The organism is Bacteroides sp. 51, assembly GCF_010500965.1.
Lineage (GTDB): Bacteria > Bacteroidota > Bacteroidia > Bacteroidales > Bacteroidaceae > Bacteroides.
The window spans coordinates 70533-93948 of record NZ_QVMI01000007.1 but is presented as its reverse complement, the minus strand read 5'-3'; the positions used below and the strand labels follow the sequence as shown (position 1 = coordinate 93948).

Here is a 23416-nt window from a genome sequence, read left to right as displayed (position 1 = left end):
TCAATTCTTTTAAGTCGGTATGATATTAACCCTTTTATTACATCCTAATTTACTCAAAAAGTGAGCTTTGATTCAAAGAACAATTCTTCCGCATTCTTTCCCAGAAATACCTGATAATCTCCTCTTCCGTCTTCCCAACCATTCTGACCATAATATTTCAGTCGTTCAAATGGAATTGTTAACTCCATCCGTCGGCTTTCTCCTTTTTTGAGGAATACGTTCTCGAACGCTTTCAGTTCTTTTACCGGGCGGGTAGACTCTCCCCATAACTTACGGGTATAGACCTGCACGAGTTCATTTCCATCAGCTTTACCTGTATTGGTGAGAACGAATTGTATGGAAATACAGTCTTCCCCCACAGTGGTTTCTATATCCTTATATTCGAATGTAGTATAGGAAAGTCCATATGAAAACGGGTATCGCGGTTTATGGTCGATATCAATATACCGATTGTGATAATGATTTGCACCGTCTGTAGCTGGGCGTCCTGAGTTATTTTGATTATAGTAAACCGGAATTTGTCCCAGATGTTTAGGAAAAGACATCGGAACACGGGCCGAAGGGTTATGTATGCCCGTTATAACATCAACAATGGCATTTCCGGCTTCACTACCAAGCATCCATGTATAAAGAATGGCGGGAGCCTTTTCGGATATCTCGTTGAATATCATCGGGCGACCGGCCATGAGTAAAGTGATACTGTTTCTGTTCGCTTTATAAATTTCACAGGCCAGTTCTTCCTGAACTCCCGGCAGATGTATATCACCTTTGGAGCGTGCTTCCCCCGTCATTCCCCATGCTTCGCCTAATGCAAGAATAACCAGATCGGCATTACCGGCGATGGCTATTGCTTCGGCGAATCCGGATTTGTCTTTACCGTCGATGGAACAGCCTTTGCTGAATGTTATATCGCTTTTCGGATATCTTTCCTTTAAAGCTTCGAGTAGCGTTACGGCTATATCCGTTGGCGCAGATACTGTCCAGTTGCCATCCATATCACGTTTGGCATTGGCCAGAGGACCAATAACTGCTATTCTCTCCGGTAGTTTTGCCGGAAGGATATCTTCATTCTTAAGAAGCACAATCGACTTTCGTGCCACATTGCGGGCGGCAGCCCTGTTTTCGGCAGTCAATATCCCGGTTGCTTCTTTTTCTTCATTGCAATAACGGTACGGATCATCAAACAGACCGAGTCTGTATTTCTGTACAAGCACTTTTCTTACCGCATGGTTAAGTGTGGTTTCGGATACCTTGCCTTCTTGAACAAGATTCTTCAGGTGACGCGAGTAAGCATTGCTCTCCATGTCAATGGTTACACCGGCGTTGATTGCTTGCATGGCCGCCATTTCCCGATCTTTACTGTAACCATGCACCACCATTTCCCAAATAGAAGCCCAATCGGACACTACAAGACCTTTGTATTTCCACTCATTGTAGAGTAAATCGTATAGATATTTGTTGGCAGACGAGGGCACACCGTTTATCTCGTTGAAGGAACACATAAAACTGGCCACCCCACTTTCGGCCGCGGCTTTGAAGGGAGGAAGATACACATTGTGCAGTGTTTGCAGGGAAATATCTACTGTGTTATAATCACGTCCGCCAATGGCAGCACCGTAAGCGGCAAAATGTTTGGCACAGGCCATCAGTTCCAGTCCGTCGTCGAAAGGTTGCTGATAACCTTCGATCATGGCTTTGCCCATCTCTGTAGCCCAATATGTATCTTCGCCGGGACCTTCCATTACCCGGCCCCAGCGAGGATCGCGAGACACATCGAGCATAGGAGAGAATGTCCAGTGAATGCCGGAAACTACCGACTCACGGGCAGCAACGCGCGCCGACAGCTTCACTGCTTCCGGGTCGAAGCTGGCAGCCATTGCAAGGGGTACAGGGAACACTGTACGATAACCATGTATCACATCCAGGCCAAAGAGCATAGGAATACCCAGGCGTGACTGCATAGCCAGTTCCTGCATAGAGCGGGTTTCGGCATGCCCCCTGACGTTGAGCATAGAACCTATTCTTCCATCTTTAATGAGTTGACGCTTATCACCTGGATCGGTCACGGGGCCGGTCGCAGCTTTGAAACCTGTTATCTGATTCAACTGACCTACCTTTTCATCGAGTGTCATTAGTGCAATGATTGAGTCGGCTTTTTCCTCGAAAGACTTCTTTGCAGGGTTCTTATCCGGAGTATGGACAGGCTCAGTCATTCCTTTCCAACTGTCGGTACGGAAGGGGATGGCAGGCAATCCTTCTTCATTAAAGAGGTTGGCCCCCGGATTGTTTGCCCATGCGTAACGCACTGCCACCGGGTTCTTAACCTGACTGCTTGATACGATAATCTTTCCGTTCTCAATCCGGGCCTTTGCCCATACAAATTTCTTATCTTCACCGGCAATGGCAAACCCTTCCAGGTAACCAAACTTATTGCGTACAGTTAGTTTCGAACCATAGGTATCCATGGTAATAATGATTTCATCACCCGATATTTCGGCCGATTTAAAGGTAGGACCGCAATAAACAACATTGCTTTGGCCGTAGTCTTTATTCCGGGCGATGAGTGCCAGACGGTATCCTACATCCTGTTTGTTGGTTGGGTGGATATCATAGGGATTGCCAATATCGTAAATAACAGCCTGCCCTGTGTGAGGGAGACTTAATGTCATTGTCTGTGCTTCGCGGAGTTCGGCCCAGTTACTTTCTTTCGGAGTTGTATCTTCCGGATAGAGGTTGGCCAATTGTACCCAGTAGAAGGGTAGCTCATATCCCCACTTGTTACGCCAGTTTTTAATCATTTCCGGGAAAAGAGTGCGGTAGTTGTACGCCTTGCTTACGTTGTTCTCGCCTTGATACCATACTACCCCTTTTATTCTGAATGGAGTAATGGGATTGATCATGGTGTTGTAAAGCGATGAATGCAGCATATTGGGTGTAACGTCGAGCACCTTGTATTCGGTATTTGTTACCGATCCTTTATATAACCATTTACCGGCTAGGGAGAGTCTTTGTTTAGTGTCGCCCTGTAATTCAATATATAAGTTTTCGGCAGGACTCCACATACCACCACTACCGCCATTGTCTGTTATTCGTACGGTTATGTTGTTGGTGCCTTCCTTGAGTATTCCTGCTGGGATTTTGTATAACCGGGGCGTATCCCAACCTTCGGAACGTCCTACTTCGGTACCGTTTATCCATGTGATTTCGTTGTCGTCTATGGTGCCCAAGGAGATAATTGCTTCCTTGTTGGTGGCTTCGGCAGGCAGAATAATATTGTACTTGAACCACACGTGTCCATCAACCAATGCCAGAGGAGTGCCCGACCATTCGGAAGGAACATCTATCTGTTTCCATTCGCTGGAGTCAAATCCGGGGGAGAACCAGGATGCTTTTATAGCCGGGTCATTCTTCATGTCGTCCAAAAAGGCTTGCCTGTTTCCGGTGTTCATTGCCATCCAGGTACCCAGATTGTTCACCACATCAGGATCGTATTTCTTTTTCACTTCATGGGGTAGGGCATCAAAGGTTTCTGTACTCATCCATGTTTCGATATCGGTTCCTCCCCACGATGCGTTCATTATTCCGATGGGTATATTAAGTTCGCGGTACAACTCGCGGGCATAGAAATAGGCTACTCCCGAAAAATCGCCGGCAGTGGCAGGTGAGCAAACCTGCCATTCAGCATTGAAATCATTCTGGGGAGTTGCCTTTATACCTTTGGGAATCCTTAACGAACGAATGTTGGGATAGTTGGCGTTGACTATCTCTTCGGCTGCGTTCGCCGATTGTTTTACGGTCCATTCCATATTCGATTGTCCGCTGCAAAGCCAGATATCACCTATCAGAATATTCTCGAGCGTTAGGCTGTTCTGCTTCCCTTTCACAGTAAGCGTATAAGGGCCTCCGAAGGGCATGGGTGGCAGAAAGGCTTCCCACGCACCATTTTTTCCGGCGCGCGCGCGGACTTTTTTGCCGTTGAAGGCTATTTCAATGTTTTCGCCTTTATCGGCCCAGCCCCATATCTTAACTTGTGCGTCGCGTTGGAGCACCATGTTGTTACTAAAGAATCCGGGCAGTCTGACCTCAGCCTTCAGGGTAGGGAAGCCGGTCATACACATTAGCATAGCCAATGCAAAGTATATTTTATTATTCATACAATAGTTCGTTTTGATGTTTATCAGTTGAGATGTTCTTTAATCCATCTTCCATTCGGTCTGCCAGTTGATGACAGGTTTCTCTTCTTCAAAGCTGATGGGAAGCCAAACGTACCGGCCGTCTATCGCGTTTTCAGGTCTCCACTCGTCGGCCATAAATATATAAAGGTCTTCCTTGCCATGAACTTTCTGTACATAAGTACTTTGCGCGCCGAATGTCAGTTCGGCATTTTCGCCACGGCAGGGGTTTCCCAGTTCGGTCCACGGACCCCATATTGATTGTGCGATAGCCGACCGCGCAGCATTAGGTGCCCAGCCTGTACAACCGGAACCGATAAAGTAGTAATTGCCATTCCGTTTAAATACGGCGGGAGCTTCCATGTATCGCTCCGGGAATACACGGACGTACTTCCCGGTGTGCGAAAGATAATCGTCGGAAAGCTCGGCTATGTGCGTGGTTTTATTGTCTTCCGAAGAGAAAATATGATACGCTGTGGCGTCATCGTCAATAAAGACCGTCATGTCGCGTGCCATTTCTCCATTGGGGCGAAGGCTTCTGATGAAGTTGTAGGGCCCTGTAATCTTATCGCTTATGGCTACGCCTGAACGGGCCGCGCTGTACTCTTCACCTTTCAGTTCAAGGTGAAACCACATGACGTATTTCTTTGTCGCGGCGTTATATACTACTTTGGGGCGTTCGAGGATACAGCCTTTTTCGATGTCACTGCCCGATCCTTCGGGAGCTACGCTGAGGGCGATACCTTCGTCTGTCCACTCTTGCAGATTTTCCGAGGAATAACAATGAACTCCCACGTGCGCTATATTCCCGGCTTCACCTTCTATTTTGTGTTCGCCAAACCAGTAATAAATCCCATTGTTGTAAAGCATTCCGCCTCCGTGAGCATTGATATGAACGCCGTTATTGTCCAACCAAAGTCCTTTGGGGTGGAATACTGACTGATGATTGTTGCTACTACATGCCGCATACAGAAATGCAAGTATAAGGATAATAAAAGTATAGGAGAGGTTCTTCATGATATATAAGTCTTAAATTGTAAGTAACTATCTCAACCCTTTTTACACCCGGGTGTGAGTGGTCTTTACACCCGGGTGTCAGGGGCGTTTACACCCGGGTGTGAAAAAGGTAGAGATACTTTCTCTTTTGTTCTATTAAACTTTTATCGCCCGTTGCCTCCTGTTCTGTCCGGAATAAAAAGAACTGCATCGGCCACCACAACTCCATCGGCCCCCTGGTTGCTTAGTTCCACATAGCTATTATCTCCGGCGGGGAGGCGGTATTTGCCAATGTTCACCCATTCGCCCGATGTTTGTCCTTCCACAACAATGTCTTCGCGTTTCACCACTACATCGTGTAGTTGGCTACCGTCGAACACTTTGATGGTGGTTTTACTGGTTGCTTCATCTACTTTCGGGAAGTACATGTACAGGGTGTACTCGTTGTCTTTGGCTACTTGCGGAGTATACTTAAGTGACTTCGCGACACTTCCCTTCGAGTCGTCCGTGAAGAAGTTGAGGCCATACGCCTTCCACATTTCTGTTTTCCATTCGCCTGTTACAACTACCCGGCGGGTGTCGTTGTTATCAATAAGTATCTCAGGCTGGCTACCATCGGCCAACGGATTGCTCCAAAACTCATCCATTATCTCGGCAGCATCTACATCCTGAACCACATTTTCGTGCTTGTCAATCGCCATACAGGCTGCAATGGCCGACGATTGTGCAAGCACCATAAACACAGGTTCCATACGTATGGAACCGTAGGAAATGTGCGATGCCGACAAACAAACCGGAACCAGCAGATTGGTAGCTTCTTTCTTTTGAGGAATGATGGAGCGGTACGATACAGGATAAGGACCAAAACCGCCGATTTCAACATTTCCTTCATTTTTAGTCATACCATTTACCACATGACGATCGCAGTTGTGAGAATCCATCGTATAGGCTGCCCATCCTACGCCATCGGTAATAGCTTCGCGGCCTTGGCAGTGGTGCTGTGTCATTACAATTTCACCAATCATGCGGCGGCACTCGCGCACGTAGAGTTGGTGCGACCAGTGGTTGGTGTTCGTATATTCATCTTTAGGATAGCCCCATTGCTGCATTTGTTGACGAATGTCTTCGGGAACACTGGGGTCGTTTCCTACGAAATAGAATAAACCTTTGGTGTAATCCTCGTGCTTTTTGATGATACGTGCACGTTCTTCGTAGCTTGCTTCGGGGTAATCCCAGTTCTCGCCGATCATATCCATTGAAAAGCCCCCCATGTTGTTAATATCAGTTTTGCCATTAGGCATTATTGTCCAGATAAAAGCATCTGTATGGTGTTTCCACGGGTATTTTGCTTTGATACGCTTCAATAGTTCATATTTTGAAGGATCGTAATTATCCGGTTTTGTTATGGGAATCATGTTCTCCGGATTATTAGTCAGACAGGTGCGGAAGCAGTAAGCCTGTACTTTTTTGTCGCCCGTACCATTGGGTAATACAGGTTCGGGATTGATACCATAGATGAGGCCGCTTGTAGAATCCCCTTCTACAATATAAGGATCTATACCGTTGGGAACCTGATGACGGTCCATGAGTTGTACTCCGTTGTATGTTTCTCCGTATACGCTGTTTGCTTCTCTTCCCACAAAATAAGATACGCCGGAACGGGCCATCAAATCGCCTTCATACGAACAATCGATAAAGACTTTGGCACGGACTTTCCTGTTTGTTTTCCGGTCTGGATTCTTAGCGTTCTCCAGTTCTATCTCCTCGATAACAGCTCCTGTTTTCTGAGCACTTACCACCCGGTTTTCATACCATACTTTTATATTGGCTTCTTGAATGTATTCCTTAAATTTGGCTTCGGCTACACTGGGTTCGAATATCCATTGTTCCAGTTTACCGTAGTGATTGCCCAAGCGACGGTAGAAATCGAGTGCCAGCCCTTGTACGACATACTTATTCCCTATATCGGTAAAACCTAGTCCACCCGAACTCATTCCTCCCAGGTTTTGGCCGGGTTCTATCAGTAATACGGTTTTTCCCGATTTCGCCGCTGTGTACGCCGCTATGACTCCTGCTGATGTTCCTCCATATATACACACATCTACTTCCTCTGCTTTAGTTCCGGAGCATGAAGAAGCAATAATTGCAATGACAGAAAGTATGCTAATGATTTTTTTTCTAAAGTTTTTCATTGTTATTGTTTATGAGTTTATAAATAAAGGCTGGCCACAACGAACGACCTTGCAGGCCAGCCTTCTTCCTGAATTTAATAACTAATACCTGATTCGTTATTTCAATTGGCTATAAGCTGAAAATCAATTGCTTTCATTGTCATACCGGAGCTTCCTCCGCCTACCCAATTAGCATAAATTCCTACTTTGCATGTCCCACCCGATACGGTTATTGGCATAGAATGTTGCTGCCACGACGAAGTAGCCGTAATGCGTTGCTTTGTTTCCGTTCCGTTTACGACGGCAATCAACGATAGTTCGTCACTTGCATTCAGACTGCTTCCTGCAAAACGACAGTATAGGATATAGTTGCCATCCGGAATCTCGGTTATAGTCTGCAATACTCTTCCCTCCGTAGGCGTTTGTCCCAAATTGGCTCTGGTTATGTATTTCGCTCCGGTAGGGGTAGGCACTCCCAGTACTTTATCGGGCATATATGCGTCTGATGTCAAAATAAACATATCTTCATAACCTGTTACTTCCCAGTTACCCCAGCCATCGGTAAACCAACCGTTTTCTAATTTCCATGTAGGAGGAGGGCCTTCTTGTGTAATTTCAATAATAACATCGGGTATTCCCTCGGATTTCACTGTAACCTTTGCAGTTCTCGCGCCGGGAGAGGTATTATCTTCTGCAGTAAGTTTAAAGCTTGTAGAGGTGATATTGCCAACCGATAACCACTCTTCGGAGGAAGTGGCAGTGTAATCAGCATTTGTTTTGAATGTAACTGTATGTGTTTCGCCTTCCTTAATAAAGGATTTCTTTTTCTGGGCATCTTCAATAGTAAAGAAAGGTACACCTTTATCTTGCGTAACCACAATGGTGACGGGGTCGAAACCGGGAGCAGCAATAACAACATCGGTTGAACGTTGTTGCACCGATTCGTTAAATTCTACCACAATATCAAAGCCTATCGCATTTTTACCCGAAATGGTACACCATGGGTCGACAGGAGTTACACTATAGGCAACGGTAGTACTTACAGGAATGGATATATTTCCGCCATCCTTGTTGATCGTAACTGTTCTTTCGCCCATGACAATAAATGCGTCGGACGAATCATCGTCATTACAAGACGAGAATAAGCTGAGAATAGCTATGAATATGGATATATTGAATATAGTTTTCATATCATTTCAATTGATGTTAAGTGTAAATCATTATTTCGCAAAAGGCCCCACGTAGTTAATCCCTTTAGCGTCATTGCCTGCTATATCTTCTTCCGGCATGCCATCGAAAAGGATACCGCTTTTAAATACTTTCGGTTCGGAAGGAGCAAACTTCAATGCGTTCTCAAATCCATTCATATCGGCAGGAGTTGTAATCAACGGATCGAGGCTGACAACATCTGTATGAGCTACCGAAAAATTGCTTACGTGAGAATAGATGTTGTGCTCGAAAAGGACATCATCAATGTTCTTTGTAACAAACTTGGCTGTGGTATAATCTTCCGAAACGAAGATGTTATTGCGGAATGTGATGTCCTTTGCACGCCCTGCGCTGAAGGAATCGTCGCTATAAATAACCGTTGGATACTTATTGCTGATAACAACAAGGTTATTGTAGATTTCCGTTTTGCCTACACAACTGGAAATGGTCATCATGTTTCCTTTCCAGGTAGTGGTGTTGTGTGCAAAGATATTGTTGCGGATAATACTTCCTTTGTGGTTATCATTCTTGGTGTTACACAACAATAAACCGCCACCCACATTATGATGTGCGTAATTGTACTGCATAATGGTATTTTCGCAAGCCACATCAATGTCGAATCCTTCACCGTCAGCGCTACCGTTGGCTAGTTGCGTATAGGCTGCCTCGTTGTACTGCATTACAACTTCAGTGCAGGAGTAAGGCCACAAACCACCGCTGGCATGGCCGGTGCGTCCGAGGAAATTGGCATAGAAACAGGTGTTGTGATCGATCCACGAAAGGGTGGAACCTCCCAAAATTACGCCGTCGCCACCAATGTAGCTCATGTCGTTACCTTGTATTACCACATTGAGGTTAGGATACCAATTGTGCTCATCGTCAATGTACTCATTGTTACCATTTCCGGGCTTGTCACGTTGTCCCCAGCGGTTGGCTATCATAATGGCTGTGCGCGACACCTGGTGTATGCGGTTGTTGGTGATGTAAAGGTTCTCATACCAACTTGCACCTACGCTTTTTTCAGTAAACGATTCAACAACGATACCGCCGAAGGTCTTATCGAAACGGGCATCAGAGCAAATAGTTCTTACATCGAGGTTTGCCGGGTTCACACCAATGAAAGGTGTACTACCGGCCCAGTTCACATCTTCAATGCAGCAACCTGTTATTTCGATATTCTTCTTTGCTCCGGCAGTCAACGCTTGTATGCGTATTCCCCGTGTTCCTGTTTTATTGGTAATCCGCAGATTACGAACCCGCACGTTTTCGTCCTGAATCAGTATCACCTGATCGCCACTCCCGTTTATGGTAGGGCGTTCTGCCCCACCATATATATCAAAAATGAATGGTTTGTCGGGTGTACTTTTCAATTCTTTTAAAACAAGGTTGCCGTTAATTTCGGAACCGCTTTTCAGTAAGACCTTCATTTTCGGGGTCTTCGCCATGTATGTAACCTTACTTAAAGATTTAAAAGGAGTACTTTCGCTTAGTCCGTCATTGGCATCATCTCCTGCCAGACCATCTACATAATAAATGGTATAGTCACTTTCATCCACTATTGGGATTGTGGGAACAACTGATACTTCTGAATAGGTGATATCGGGTAAGTTCGGGTTGCCAGGGTTATCTATACCCTCCGAATCGTCGCTGCAACCCAAAACAAACACACTCCCCAAAAGCAATAATAAGGGATAATATATATTTTTCATTGAGAATATGCTTTAAATTAATTGCCCGTGGTATAACCCGGATTCTGTTTCACAACTCCTTCCGATTCCAAAATGTATTTTGAAGGAATGGCAAGGCGTACTTTATGCTCTGCCGACTGACTGTTTGGAAACTGTGCTTTAGAATCGGACACGAATACTCCATGGCGTATTTTATCCTGACGGGAAAGACCCTCGGCCATAAATTCATGCAAGCGTTCGTTAAGAACAGCCTTGTTGAATGCTTCTTTACCAGCTGTTTGCACAGCAGTAAGAGCCGGCAGATTAACACGCGCCCTGACTTCGTTCACCAAATCGATGGCTTCCTGAGTAGGAGTACCGTTGTTCTCATTTATACATTCGGCCAAAGAAAGCATTACGTCAGCGAAACGATATACGATAAGGTCGACTGAGCAATATTCTCCGCCGGTGTACGTATGATCGTCTACTTTAACTATGGCAGCAGCTTCTTTGAGGAATCCGGTAGTTCTGTTGCATACTTCGCCATTGATACTTACATAATCGGTAACAACGCTGTTCAAGCGGTCATCTTCCGGTTCGAATGTATCGTAAAACTTCCAGTGCATACCGAATGTGAACCAACACTGACGGTCTTGCTTCCAGCGCACAGGGTAGAATTGGATAATTGTGCGGTTCTGCATACCGTCTGCCAGTCCGCAAGGTATAGCATGTATGATCTCTTTGTTTTTTACATTGTACTTATTGAAGATATCCCTGTAGTTATCCATCAGGTTGTACGAACTGTTTCTGTGTCCGTAAAGTTCGCGGGCAACTTTCTCTGCTTCGGTAAAGTTACGATTCACCATATGGAATTTAAGTTTGAGCATCAGTGCCATACCTTTTGATACGCGTCCCCAGTCATTGTCTTGTCTGATGGGAAGTCCTCCGGCAATGGCATCATCGAGGTAACCGATCATAATGTCGCAATATTCCTGATCGCTAAGTCTGGGGATCAGTATTTTCGCTTCCGGATTTGCCAGAGCCTCATCGGTAACAAGAGGCACGGGACCAAACATGTCATAAAGGATGAAACCGATCCAGGCATACAGACACTTGGCCTCTGCTGTTGCTTTTATTTTCAGTCCGTCGGTAATAGGTGCGGCTTCTATTCTTTTTATGGTTTCTTTGATGGAAGTAAGCCTGTTGTATTGCGAATATATTCTTTCGGAAAAATTCTTGGCATAACCGCCTGTAGCATTTTCTTCCCAGCGGTGTTCCTGATATTGAGCGACACCGGTGGCATCTACCCAACGGCTTCCCATGGTTCCGGCCATAAAGTCCGAGGCTACCTGATAGCTATACTCGTCTACACCATAGAAGCTACCATATCCCATTCGGAAAGGCATATGATAAAGAGCGGCAAGGGCCTTGTTTACATCATCTTCGTTGCGGAAGAAGTTTTCGGGGTATATTTCATTAAACGATTCTCTTTCCAATGTACAAGAAGTAACGGACAGGAGGAATCCAATGAATATTACAATATATATATTTGCTTTCATGCTATTTTAAAATTTAAAGTCAATACCAAATGTAAACGCACTTGTACTAGGGTACATATAAATGTCATATTCAGGATCGTGTCCCTTATAAGGAGATATCAAAGCAACATTTTTTACAGCAGCATTGAAACGTACCGACTGGAAGATGTTTTTGGTAATACTCTTCGGAAGCGTGTATCCAACAGAGATATTGTCTATTCTGAAGAACCATGCTTTTTCCATAAAGTAATTGCCATATCCCCATTGAGAAGCGGTAGACTGAGTGAATCCCGGCTGTGTTGAATTTACGTTATTGTAAGTAAAGCGATCTTTGAATGTAGTGATCGTATTTATTCCCTGATAAGTTCCGTAATCAACAAGCGCCTTGCGGTCATTGTTCTTCCAGTGATTCAGTTTACCGTAGATATAAATATTCATGTCGAAGTTCTTGTACTTAAATGTATTGTTCCAGCTGATGGGAATTGGTGTGTTATGACCAATCAATACCAGATCGGCTTTGTCTATCTTACCATCGGGTTCACCTGCATACATGGGCCGTCCTTTTTTGTCTCTTACGATGTTCCCTTCTCCATCATAAAGATATCCGTCACGGTCTACTATCTTTACAGAACCGGCAATGGCACCCGGCATGTGATTTACAGTTTCGCCTGGTTGGATAATACCATCGGTTTCGTAATACCACATTTCGTCCCAACGTTTACGGTATTTGTCGTTGATGTCCAATATCTCCGACGGATCGCGTTTGGAAGCAAAATCTTTGTAATAAGTCAGGGTAAACTGTGTATGCCACATAAATGAGTTGTCCAATGCCACAGTACCATATAGCATAAGGTCTACCCCTTGGGTTTTATCCTCGCGCAGAGTGTTGTAATTAATGGTGTTTATCTCGTGAAACGACATAAGGTCCTTTTTGCCGATACGGTCTTTGATGGTACGTTCGTAGATATCGATACTTCCTCCGAATTTATTCTCAAAAAAACCAAAGTCCAGCCCCAGGTTAATATCTTCCTGCGATTCCCACGATAGGTTAGGGTTGCCAAGTGCGGCAAGCGCCACTCCACTGGTATGTTTGTTATTGAAATAGTAATCTTTTCCGGCAACATAGTATGTGTTTATACCTGTGAGGCTACCTGCATTTCCTGTAACACCATATCCTGCTCTGAGTTTCAGGTTATGAAGCCATTTTACGTCTTTAAGGAAGTTCTCCTGTGTGAGACGCCAGGCAAGTGCCACTCCACCGAAATTACCCCATTGCTTGTTGGCGGCAAAGTTCGACGAACCGTCGCGGCGGAAGTTGGCCGTAATCAAATAACGCTCTTTGTATGAATAGTTTATACGTGAGATGAGCGATGCGTTTTCTCCTGTGTATCTCGATGATCCCACCACCGGTCTCTCATAAGTACCAAGACCCAGATTGTGCCATTCTACCCCATCATATGGGAATCCGCGGTTTTCGGCAGATAACCCTTCGTTCTGCTGTTCGTAGTATTCCCAACCTACCATTGCGTTTAACTTGTGAACTTTGGCAAACGTCTTGGTATAGGTTGCTGTTATGTTGAAATAATAGTTATCGAGTTCACTGTTGTTTACCCTGGCTACCCCCTGCGAGTTAATACCCTCTTGTGTGGTCATCGGGAAATAACTTCCGGATTTAGCAAATTTGCGATCATAACCTACCGTTGCTTTTATAGCCAAATCCTTGATTGGATTTAATTCGAGAAAAGCTGAGGCAAGTATATTGTCTTTTTTGGTATGCATTGATACATCAAGCAACGATACCGGATTTTGTGATAATCCGTAAATGGTACCTAATGCGTAATTTCCGTTTTCGTCGCGGATGGGTATAGTAGGGTCGTATTTACGTGCCGCTTGAAACAGGGTAGTAGATCCGCCTGCACCGGAAATAGGTACGTCGTTGGAGTTGATGCGCGAGTAGCTTGCGTTGATTCCTCCTTTCAACCATGAATTAAACCGTTGGTCGATGTTTATGCGTCCGGTAGTCCGGGCGTAATCATTGGTTTTTACAATACCGTCGTTACTCATATGACCCAAGGAGATCAAATAGCTGCTCTTAGCATTTCCCCCTGTTACCGAAAGGTCGTATTGTTGTATTTCTCCATTGCGTGTGATGGCATCATACCAGTCTGTTCCTCCAATGAAATGATCAATGAAGTCCCATTTGTAGTTCCATTTCTGTCCGGCACTTTCGTATAAACGGCGGATTTCTTCTTCGCTTCCGGGCAATTGTTTTTCTCCCCAAGGATAATATCCTTCGTCTTTCAACCAACGTTCCAGTTGTGATTCATTGGATGCACGCATGTAATCTTTGGGCTTCATTACATCCGGTTTCTCGTCTATCCACTGGGTTGTGTACGAAGACTTGAACGTTACATCTACACGTTTAGCGTCTTCGGCTCCACGTTTTGTAGTGATCAGTATTACACCTCCCGAAGCTCTTGAACCGTATATTGAAGTTGCACTGGCATCTTTGAGCACTTGTATATCTTGAATATCATCGGGATTGATATTGTCGAGCACACTCTCTTTGTCTCCTTTGCCGAAATTCAGTCCGGTGCTTGGTTCCCACATGGTGCTTACCGGTACGCCGTCAACAACAATAAGAGGAGATGCATCCGTTGCCGCACCACGGATTTGCATCCATACTGCTGCGCCCGGCTGGCTACTTGTTTGTGTGAACGATAATCCCGGGATGGCTCCTTTAAGCGATTGTGCCAGTGTTGTGTTTGCTACTTTAGGCATTTCGCTACCTTTGATAGAGGATATAGAACCGGTAAGGTCACTCTTTCGCATTGTACCATACCCCACTACCACTACTTCGTCGAGCGTTTGGGAATCGGGATTCATAGTAACCTTTATACTGCTTTTACCTTTTATAGGAACATCAGTTGTGAGATATCCCAGGTACGAAAATGTAAGTGTAGCGGTAGGGTCAACGGTTATTGAAAACCGTCCGTCAATGTTTGTTGTAGTACCTGTTTTGGAGTTCTTCACTAAAACTGTAACACCTACAAGCGGTTCGCCGATCTCATCTATCACAACTCCTGTAACAACTCTGTCTTTTTGTTGGGTTTTAGGTACAATGGCAAACGAGTTTTCATTGCGCCTAAAGGTTAATGTTGTAGATGCCAATATCCTGTTGAGGAAACCCTCTATCGGCATTGCATTTGCAGTGATTGTAATATTCTTTTCGGTTGGTAATACCGCGTCGCGGTAGGTAAAGCGATAAATAGTTGTTTTTTCAACATGGTCGAGCACTTGTTGTAAACTCTCATTTCTTGTTGATAAAGTTACATTATTGGTCTGTTGTGCATATAATTTTACAGGCACAAACATTAAAACCAGTAAAAAAGGAATGATAATCTTATGAATTTTACTACTTTTGCAATAGCAAAGATTTTTCTGACAGATTTTGTCCATCGTATAAATATTTAAGGTTGATACTATAAGACTTATTATGAGTTTGTATTAACTCTTTCGGAACCGGAGGGTCGGCCAACCTTCCGGTTCTTCTTTTATATTTATGGGGCTCTCTCTTTCATATGGTTTGTTTTTAGTTAAAGTGAATAAGAATCTTCTCGTTTTTATCTGTAAAAGTAAAGTTATAATGCACTTGAAGTTTCTTTAAAACTCCGGTGATATATTCTTCCTTGAAACTACCGCTAAATAAATCGGCATTATACCGGTTGTTCACAATCTCTATTTCTACACCGTAGCGTTTTTGAAGTTTGTTCATAACATCGGCAAAGGTAGCCGAACGGAATACCAGTTCGCCGCGTGTCCATGCAGTTTCGAAGTGTGCTTGTGTGTCGTTTACTGAGAGTACATCCTGCAGTTTATTATATACAACTTTCTGGTTGGGCTTCATGATGATGGATCGTGGCGTGGTTCCTTTGGTTGTGAGTTTTACTGATCCTTCTATGAGGGTTGTTTCTACAGTATTGAGATCGGGATAAGCGTTAATGTTAAATTTGGTTCCCAATACTTCAATTTGTACATAATCGGTATGTACATAGAAGGGCTTTTCTTTATTCTTTGCCACATCAAGAAATGCTTCGCCTGCCAGGCGTACTTCTCTGCTTTTCAGACCAAAGTCGACCGGATATGACATTGTTGTGGCTGAGTTAAGATACACTTTGGTGCCGTCGGGTAGGGTAATGTCGGCCATTTCACCACTCTGTATATTGACTTGCAGCTGATTGTCGATAAAATTGTTCAGCCTTTCATTCTGAGTGTACAGGTATATTTGGAATCCTATAAATAAAGGTATTGCGATGGCGGCTGCAATGCGTGCTACTGTTCGCAGCGTATAGTTCTTTTTCTGCTGAGGTGGAGATATTCGCAGTTTTCTTGCCAGTTGGTCGAAATCATTTCCGTTTTGGATATTACCGTCATATTCATTCCATGCTTCGGATAGCGCTTTACTCAGTTCCATATCCGACATTTCGGAAATGGCATTCCTGAGCGTTTTGCGTTCATTACGGTCTATTTTCCCGGAAATAAATTTATTGAGGAGATTAACTATATGTTTTTCCATGTATGGTAGATTTTTGCTATTCTATAAGTTATTACGAAATAGCCGAAAGAATCTACTATGGAAAAATGAACTTTTTTTGTTTTAGTCGAAAAAGAGTGTGAGAAGCAACAAGAGTGATCCTCCTATTTCCTTCCTAAGGATACGCATAACAGTGGAAAGCTGGTTGTATATTGTTTGTTCGCTGATACCTAATTCTTCTGCTATTTTGGAAGAAGACAGACCTTGCTCCTTGCTCATTTCGAATATTTCACGCTGGCGGAGGGTTAGTTTCTTTTTGGCTTCTTCAAGTCTTAGAATGAACAAATCAAAGTCAATCTGCTGCTCTATCTCATGATGAGAGGTTTGCAGTTCATCGCAATAATCGAGGTAATTTTCGAAGACCGGATTGCTCATTTGTTTTCTGAACTCATCGATAATGAGATTTCTGGATATTTTGAAGAGATAAGATTTAAAGGATAGTCCGGGTTGTATGGTTTCCCTATTTATCCATACTTTCATAAAAGTTTCTTGTACAATATCCTTGGCCAGGCTTTCAGACCGGACTAGAGAGAACGCAAATCCATAGAGATTTCCTGAAAATTGTTCATATAAAAACTTGAAATCGTTATATGACCCTTCTTTAAGACCCACTATGTGTTTTTCGTAGTTCATGCAGTAAAGATAATGATTTTTTAGAAATGCGGTATAATTCAGAGGATTTGAACTATTAATATTCAGCAAGGTACAAAAAGAGTTGAATTAGAAAAGCTTTAAGGGATGATGGGGATGTGAATTAATACTGATCCGGTTGGTGCGAATTCCTTAGTATAAAATAGATATCTGCTTATTCTACAATATAGTTACAGTCAATAACTTACAAAATGTCAAGTGAGTAGATATTAAAGGAAGAGGGTTTCAAACCGGAAAAATAGTGTTTTTGCTCTTGATAAAGAATTAATTCTTAACTTTGCCCTGGATTAATACCTATTGTCTATGAAAAAAAGAATACTTTTATTGACGATCAGCGTGATTCTAACCGCTACCGCTGCCATGGCGCAAGACGTACCGGAGGGAGTTATTATGGCTTTCAAAAGAGGTAGTTCTGTTGAGCTTGGCAAATTTCTGAGCAATAATGTAGAACTGGTTATTATGAACCGCACATCTAACGCAAACAAACAGACAGCAGAAACTACAATGAACTCTTTCTTCACGCAGAACAAAGTGACTAACTTTAATGTGAACCATCAGGGGAAAAAAGGCGAATCGAGCTTTGTAATTGGTACCCTGAGTACCTCGACCGGTAACTACCGGGTAAATTGTTTCCTGAAAAGAATTGAAAACAACTATTTGATACATCAGATAAGAATTGATAAAACCAATGAATGATTTAATAGACAGACTGATCGACCTGGCCTTTGCAGAAGATATAGGCGATGGCGATCATACCACACTCTCAAGTATCCCCGCTACTGCAATGGGGAAATCGAAGTTACTAATCAAAGAAGCCGGTGTATTGGCCGGAGTAGAAATTGCAAAAGAAATCTTCCACCGTTTCGACCCCACAATGAAGGTTGAGGTATTTATTAACGATGGTACCGAGGTAAAACCCGGTGATATTGTGATGATCGTGGAAGGAAAAGTGCAATCACTACTTCAGACCGAACGGTTGATGCTTAACGTTATGCAGCGTATGAGTGGCATCGCTACCATGACACGTAAATACGTAAAGCAACTGGAAGGCACCAAAACCCGTGTACTGGATACCCGTAAGACTACTCCGGGCATGCGTATGCTGGAAAAAGAAGCGGTTAAGATTGGTGGTGGTGTGAATCATCGTATTGGCCTTTTCGATATGATCCTCCTCAAAGATAATCATGTGGATTTTGCCGGTGGTATCGATAAAGCGATTACCCGCGCCCAGGAATACCTCAAAGAAAAAGGTAAAGACCTGAAAATAGAAATTGAAGTGCGGAACTTCGATGAACTGCAACAAGTTCTGAACATCGGCGGAGTAGACCGGATCATGCTGGATAATTTCACGCCCGAGAATACCCGCAAAGCCGTAGAAATGATCGGTGGACGTTACGAAACCGAATCTTCGGGTGGTATAACATTCGATACACTTAGAAACTATGCCGAAACCGGGGTTGACTACATTTCCGTAGGCGCGCTAACACACTCGGTTAAAGGGCTCGACATGAGCTTTAAAGCCGTTTAAGCTGGAGGCTTAAACGGCTTTAAAGCTCATTTAGTTGAAAGTTGAAAATTGAAAGTTACGATGCCGATTATTATTGTGTACCTGCATAGCTCACTTTCAACTTTCAACTTTCAATTTTCAACTTTAAAAAGGTTGAAAACCTTTTTTAACACTATTCTTTGCAGCATTCCTCCAACCGCTGCGTCTAACGGATGAACGAAGCAAACATAACGTTCCCGAAAAATAGCATTTCAATTGGAAAATGAAATAGAGTTGATCAGAGGCTGCCGAGCGGGAGAGGACTTCGCCCGTAAGCAACTCTATACACTCTACGCCAAGCAGATGCTTGCGGTATGCTACCGCTACACGGGCGATATGGATGCGGCTCATGACGTATTGCATGATGGGTTCATTAAGATCTTTACTCGTTTTTCTTTTCGCGGAGAGTCATCGCTCCGAACATGGATAACCAGGGTGATGGTCACCCAGTCCCTCGACTATCTGCGCAGACAGAAGAGGATGAACGAAGTGGTTGTCGCCGATGAATACTTGCCTGATATTCCCGATCTTCCGGATTCGGGAAATACAGGTAAGATACCCGAAGAAAAACTGATGGAGTTTGTTGCGGAATTGCCCGATGGTTGCCGCACGGTATTTAACCTTTATGTGTTTGAAAACAAATCTCATAAGGAAATAGGCGAAATGCTCCGGATCAAAGAACACTCATCTACATCACAGTTACACAGAGCCAAGTTCTTATTAGCCAAGAAAATAAAAGAATATGTGAGCCATGAAGAAAGAAAATGATGAATTGACCAACTTGTTCCGTACGCGTCTTGAAGATGCGGAAATGCCGCTAAGGGAAGGGTTCTGGGAAGAGCTTCAACAAGATATTCCTATAGTAATCTCTCGTCGCCGGCAAATCATACATCGTTTTTCAGCGGCTGCTTCTGTATTGCTCATTCTGGCAGGAGCTTCTGCTGCATTTTGGTATTTCTCTCCTAAAGAAGAAATTGCCAATGCTTTTACTCAGGTTGCCGTATCTACCGGAACAGCCGGAAAGATGGGGGCTGATATTGTGCATGGCGAATTGCCCGACTTTCATGCTTCATCTACCTCTCCTGTTCCTGTAGCCTCAAAACCTGCTGAAGCTATTGAGGAATATGATGAAGAAGAATCTTTCTCGGTTTCTTTCTCTATGTCATTTTCTATTTCGTCATCTGGCAATGATAATCAAAACAGAACTTCGAATAGATACGAAGAACGAACCGCATATGCAGGCGGCACCGAGGCGGCGCAGCCGGGTTCTTCTGGCGACGAACAACAAGATGCTCTACCTTTGGCTAAAGATAAGAAACACAGAACATGGAGTGTGGGAGCATTTGCCTCTGCCGGTTTGTTGAGCGACCGTGTTCATTCGCAACAGATAGAACCATTTACTCCTACGGCAATCAGCACTCTTGAATCGGGAACAATAAAACATAAACAACCCTTCTCTGTTGGACTTACTGTGCGTAAGGAACTGTCCGAACGCTGGGGAATTGAGAGTGGGGTGGTATATACGCAATTAAATTCAAAACTTACAACAGATGAAGGCGGTTCGTACACCCAGGATCAAACGCTTCATTATGTAGGTATTCCGGTGAAAGCAGATCTAAGTCTTTATAAAAACAAACGTGTAAATCTGTACGCCTCGGCAGGCGGAATGGTGGAAAAATGTGTGAGTGGTGATGTGAAACCAAACGAACTTCAACTTTCATTGACAGCCGCCGTAGGTCTACAGTATAAACTTTCGGATCGCTTATCGTTGTATGCCGAGCCCGGGTTGAGCTATCATTTCGATGATGGCAGTCCTGTTCATACTATTCGTAAAGAGAAACCGCTCAACATGAATCTGTTGTGTGGGATAAGAATGACTTATTAAGCCTTATTTGTAATACAATTTGTTATGAAACACGCATGGATAAAATGGACTGTGTTGTCAGTCTTCGTATTCGTAGCTATGGGCTGTACCGATGATACACTGGATTATCATAATCCTGATGTACGTGTATTTGTGAAACAGTTAAAATCCGGAACGTATAATACAAAAAATGCTAACGGAATTGTAGAAGTGCCTTTATTTACATCCAAACATATTCCTCAGTTGTTAAAGTATACAGAGGATTTGACGGAAATCCCTTCTTTTCCGTTGCCGTCTATATCTTCCCATTTCGGGGGGAAGGCCCGTTTGGGTGAGTGTATGTTGTGGATTATTGAAGGCATACGTTTAGGACATTATCCTTCGCTGGGATGTAAACTGTTACATCGCGATGCAGAGAATTACGAAGGAATTTATTTTCTCACCAATGAGGAAGTGATGGAAGCGGCTGCGCTCTATCGCCTTTGGTGGGAATCAGTTGAAAACCCCGATGCATGGTCGTCTGTTGGTCCCTGGACCGTTGATCCTCTTATGGAAAGTGACTATCGTTGGTGGTAAAAGAATATAGTAAATGAGTAAACGCCTGAGTTTGTTTTTGAGTGTTAGTCTGATTTCTTTGTTGGCGCATGCCCAATGGAATCAGAAGGATTCATTGAATCTACGTCGTATTTTGAATACGGATGGAGAAATAAAATTGAATCCGAATATTATTAAAGAAATTGACTTCGGAACATTTGCAGGCGAGCAGGTAATCTCTGATGAGAAGCCTGCACTCCAATTTGATGCTACTCTTCCCAAAGTTTTTCCTGAAAAGAAAGAAATCAGACTATCCTTACGTCCTTATACGGCAAAGACGAAATATAACTATGATCCAATTTATCAGAGAAAGATAAACATAAAGAAGGATACCTGGAAGTATGGCGATCAGGACCCAAGAACCGAAGCATGGAAATATGGCAAGTTCCATATGAATATGGCTTTTATTTACTCCAATTGGGCAAAGAATCCTCTTGATCCGGGTATCCGTAAGTCAGTAGACGAGATTGAAGCCACCGGGTTGCGCTATAATCCCTTGGCAAACCGGGCAAATAACATAGCCGTTGGAGGATGGGGGCCATCGGATGGTAGTGGTTTATCGGGTGATTTTATGGCTCCTTTTACCAAAGATTTCTGGGACAAGAAAGGACGGAAACGTAGGGCGCGTACATTGGAAGTGCTGGAGAATTATGGTGATTCTATATCAAGTCAAATAAAAGAAGAAATAAAGGGAATTATTCATTAAACCCTGGCACCGCTACCATACTACCCAAGGACTCTTACCATACATACTACCCTGGTTGTGTTATCATAGTATCCTGAGAATTTTACATTTAAACGGAAGAGAGAGATGTTATCAACTTGTGATACACCCCTCTCTCTTTAATAATTATCTCTAAGTTTTAATATTCCGGATTTTGTGGGAATGTTCCCATTACATTAATCTGCGATTGTGGAATAGGCCATCTCACCATATAATCCTTCATTGGGAAGGGTACAATACTTGAAGTTGTACTACCAATCTGGTGATATTTATTTACTTGTTCTACCAATTTTCCGATTCGTTTCAGGAAGAACCAGCGTTTTCCTTCAAAACACAATTCACGGGCATCTTCATCCATGACTTTTTGTAAGTCAATCGTTGTTTCGTTATCCAACCCGGCTCTTTTGCGTACCGCATTGAGGTATTCCAGCGCCTTTCCCGTATTACCATTCCGCCAATGTGCCTCCGCTCCTAACAGACAAGTTTCTGCATATCTATATGAAACCAGCGGCTTGTAGGATCTGGCAGTTGTAGGTACTTTGCTATTATCGTGATACTTTTTCAGACTCCATGCATACTGCATAAGTTGTGTAGAGTAGGGGGGATTACCAGGTAACTTCTGTCCGTAATACTTTGATTTTGGATTGTTGGCATAAAGTTCGTCCGGATAGAAATAATGTGTCATCCGTTGATCTACATCTTCATCATAGAGCGACCTCAAATATGAATTGGGATAACACCAACCCAGTGAATTACCTCCATATTCTACAGACTCTAAAATAGGAGCTTGTGTATCTCCGGCAACCCTTAGCATATAAAAACGGGCTGTGAAACATCCTCCGTACTGATTGCCTGTGCCACCGGCTTTGTCCGAACTACCACCGGAAAGTTCATCATACTGCCATGCGAAAAGGGTTTCTTTATGATTGACGTTATCTCCAAATACTTCGTTTATCGGCACCAGTCCATGTCCACTATATTCAGCGATAGAGTCGCACTGCAATGCTGCCATGGTGTAATCCTCTCCTAACATGGCCGATTCTGCACGTAGCTGTCTAGCCAAACCTTTTCCTATGATTCCCGGATCTACTTTATAAGCCAGATTCTTAATCGCAAAGTCCAGATCAGAGTTGATCAATTTCAATACATCTGTTTTTATCGCCGGTTTATATTCAACAGGGCCAAAAGCGTTTTCAGGAGTTGTCGGTATGGTATCCAATAATATATTGTCGTAAGTGTTTAGCAAACGTATATAAGACCATGCCCTTATTACTCTGGCTTCTGATACAATCCTGTTTTTATTATCCGTACTCATTTCTATTTTGGGTGCCGACGTGATAATTGCCGAAGCCCGGTCTATCATCTGATAAGGGCGATTCCAAATCTCGGTTGGCATTTTGTCCGGCACCATACCTGCTCTGTATATATACCATTCGTTTTTGGTTCGTACTAATGATAAATCATCGGCACAATAAAACCAGTATATACCTTGGTAACTATCGCTCAGGGCAAAGGTGAAAAATGTCCTGGTCAAGCTATATAGTCCGTTCAGTGCAACGGTTAAACCATCTTCATTTTTGTAAAGAGCCTCATTGTTTACCTTATTGAATTGCTCTTCTTCGAGCCATGACTCGCATGACGTCACTAAAATTAAAGAACTAATTAGAAGTAATATATATTTTTTCATATT

16 protein-coding genes are annotated in these 23416 nt (G+C 43.5%); 6 read left to right on the top strand and 10 right to left on the bottom strand.

Translation table 11 applies throughout. The features are described 5' to 3' along the window. Positions 1-53: 53 nt before the first annotated feature. The 9 genes from D0T87_RS25065 to D0T87_RS07750 all read right to left on the bottom strand — a co-directional run bounded on the left by D0T87_RS25065 (position 54) and on the right by D0T87_RS07750 (position 16980). Entirely contained in the window at positions 54-4154 is a 4101-nt protein-coding gene (locus tag D0T87_RS25065) for a glycoside hydrolase family 3 N-terminal domain-containing protein (protein ID WP_203558632.1), read from the bottom strand. Between the two features lie 39 nt (positions 4155-4193). After that, the gene (locus tag D0T87_RS07785; RefSeq protein WP_163174494.1) at positions 4194-5189 is read right to left on the bottom strand and encodes a glycoside hydrolase family 43 protein; all 996 of its coding nucleotides are present in this window, start codon (positions 5187-5189) and stop codon (positions 4194-4196) included. Positions 5190-5332: 143 nt separating this feature from the next. After that, positions 5333-7360, bottom strand: coding sequence for an FAD-dependent oxidoreductase (locus D0T87_RS07780; RefSeq protein ID WP_163174492.1), 2028 nt, complete (start codon positions 7358-7360; stop codon positions 5333-5335). 101 nt (positions 7361-7461) lie between these two features. Next, positions 7462-8529 carry a BACON domain-containing protein gene (locus tag D0T87_RS07775; protein WP_163174490.1) on the bottom strand — a complete coding sequence of 356 codons (1068 nt, stop codon included), beginning with the start codon at positions 8527-8529 and terminating at the stop codon, positions 7462-7464. A gap of 30 nt (positions 8530-8559) precedes the next feature. Further along, complete coding sequence (locus D0T87_RS07770; RefSeq protein WP_163174488.1) at positions 8560-10257, bottom strand: right-handed parallel beta-helix repeat-containing protein; 1698 nt, start codon at positions 10255-10257, stop codon at positions 8560-8562. Positions 10258-10274: 17 nt separating this feature from the next. Beyond that, on the bottom strand, positions 10275-11774 hold the full coding sequence (locus D0T87_RS07765) for a RagB/SusD family nutrient uptake outer membrane protein (RefSeq protein WP_163174486.1): 1500 nt from the start codon (positions 11772-11774) through the stop codon (positions 10275-10277). 6 nt (positions 11775-11780) lie between these two features. Further along, on the bottom strand, positions 11781-15212 hold the full coding sequence (locus D0T87_RS07760; RefSeq protein WP_163174484.1) for a TonB-dependent receptor: 3432 nt from the start codon (positions 15210-15212) through the stop codon (positions 11781-11783). A gap of 133 nt (positions 15213-15345) precedes the next feature. Continuing rightward, complete coding sequence (locus D0T87_RS07755) at positions 15346-16329, bottom strand: FecR family protein (RefSeq protein WP_163174482.1); 984 nt, start codon at positions 16327-16329, stop codon at positions 15346-15348. A gap of 81 nt (positions 16330-16410) precedes the next feature. Next, positions 16411-16980: an RNA polymerase sigma factor gene (locus D0T87_RS07750; RefSeq protein WP_163174480.1), complete on the bottom strand. Its 570-nt coding sequence runs from the start codon at positions 16978-16980 to the stop codon at positions 16411-16413. A 321-nt stretch (positions 16981-17301) separates the two neighbouring features. Here D0T87_RS07750 and D0T87_RS07745 point away from each other — a divergent pair, with 321 nt between their 5' ends. The 6 genes from D0T87_RS07745 to D0T87_RS07720 all read left to right on the top strand — a co-directional run bounded on the left by D0T87_RS07745 (position 17302) and on the right by D0T87_RS07720 (position 21708). Then, positions 17302-17694: a DUF4783 domain-containing protein gene (locus D0T87_RS07745; protein ID WP_163174478.1), complete on the top strand. Its 393-nt coding sequence runs from the start codon at positions 17302-17304 to the stop codon at positions 17692-17694. Further along, the gene (gene nadC / locus D0T87_RS07740; protein WP_163174476.1) at positions 17687-18526 is read left to right on the top strand and encodes a carboxylating nicotinate-nucleotide diphosphorylase; all 840 of its coding nucleotides are present in this window, start codon (positions 17687-17689) and stop codon (positions 18524-18526) included. Before D0T87_RS07745 ends, nadC begins: the two co-directional genes overlap by 8 nt. Before the next feature lie 234 nt (positions 18527-18760). Further along, a complete protein-coding gene (locus tag D0T87_RS07735; protein WP_163174474.1) occupies positions 18761-19312 on the top strand; it encodes an RNA polymerase sigma factor in 552 nt (183 codons plus the stop codon). Beyond that, on the top strand, positions 19296-20429 hold the full coding sequence (locus D0T87_RS07730) for an outer membrane beta-barrel protein (protein ID WP_163174471.1): 1134 nt from the start codon (positions 19296-19298) through the stop codon (positions 20427-20429). The genes D0T87_RS07735 and D0T87_RS07730 overlap by 17 nt, the downstream gene beginning before the upstream one ends. Positions 20430-20453: 24 nt before the next feature. After that, a complete protein-coding gene (locus tag D0T87_RS07725) occupies positions 20454-20984 on the top strand; it encodes a DUF4943 family protein (RefSeq protein WP_163174469.1) in 531 nt (176 codons plus the stop codon). A gap of 13 nt (positions 20985-20997) precedes the next feature. Next, entirely contained in the window at positions 20998-21708 is a 711-nt protein-coding gene (locus D0T87_RS07720; protein ID WP_163174467.1) for a DUF4858 domain-containing protein, read from the top strand. Between the two features lie 157 nt (positions 21709-21865). On the opposite strand, the gene D0T87_RS07715 is transcribed toward D0T87_RS07720, so the two are convergent. After that, the gene (locus tag D0T87_RS07715; RefSeq protein ID WP_163174465.1) at positions 21866-23413 is read right to left on the bottom strand and encodes a RagB/SusD family nutrient uptake outer membrane protein; all 1548 of its coding nucleotides are present in this window, start codon (positions 23411-23413) and stop codon (positions 21866-21868) included. Between the last annotated feature and the right edge of the window lie 3 nt (positions 23414-23416).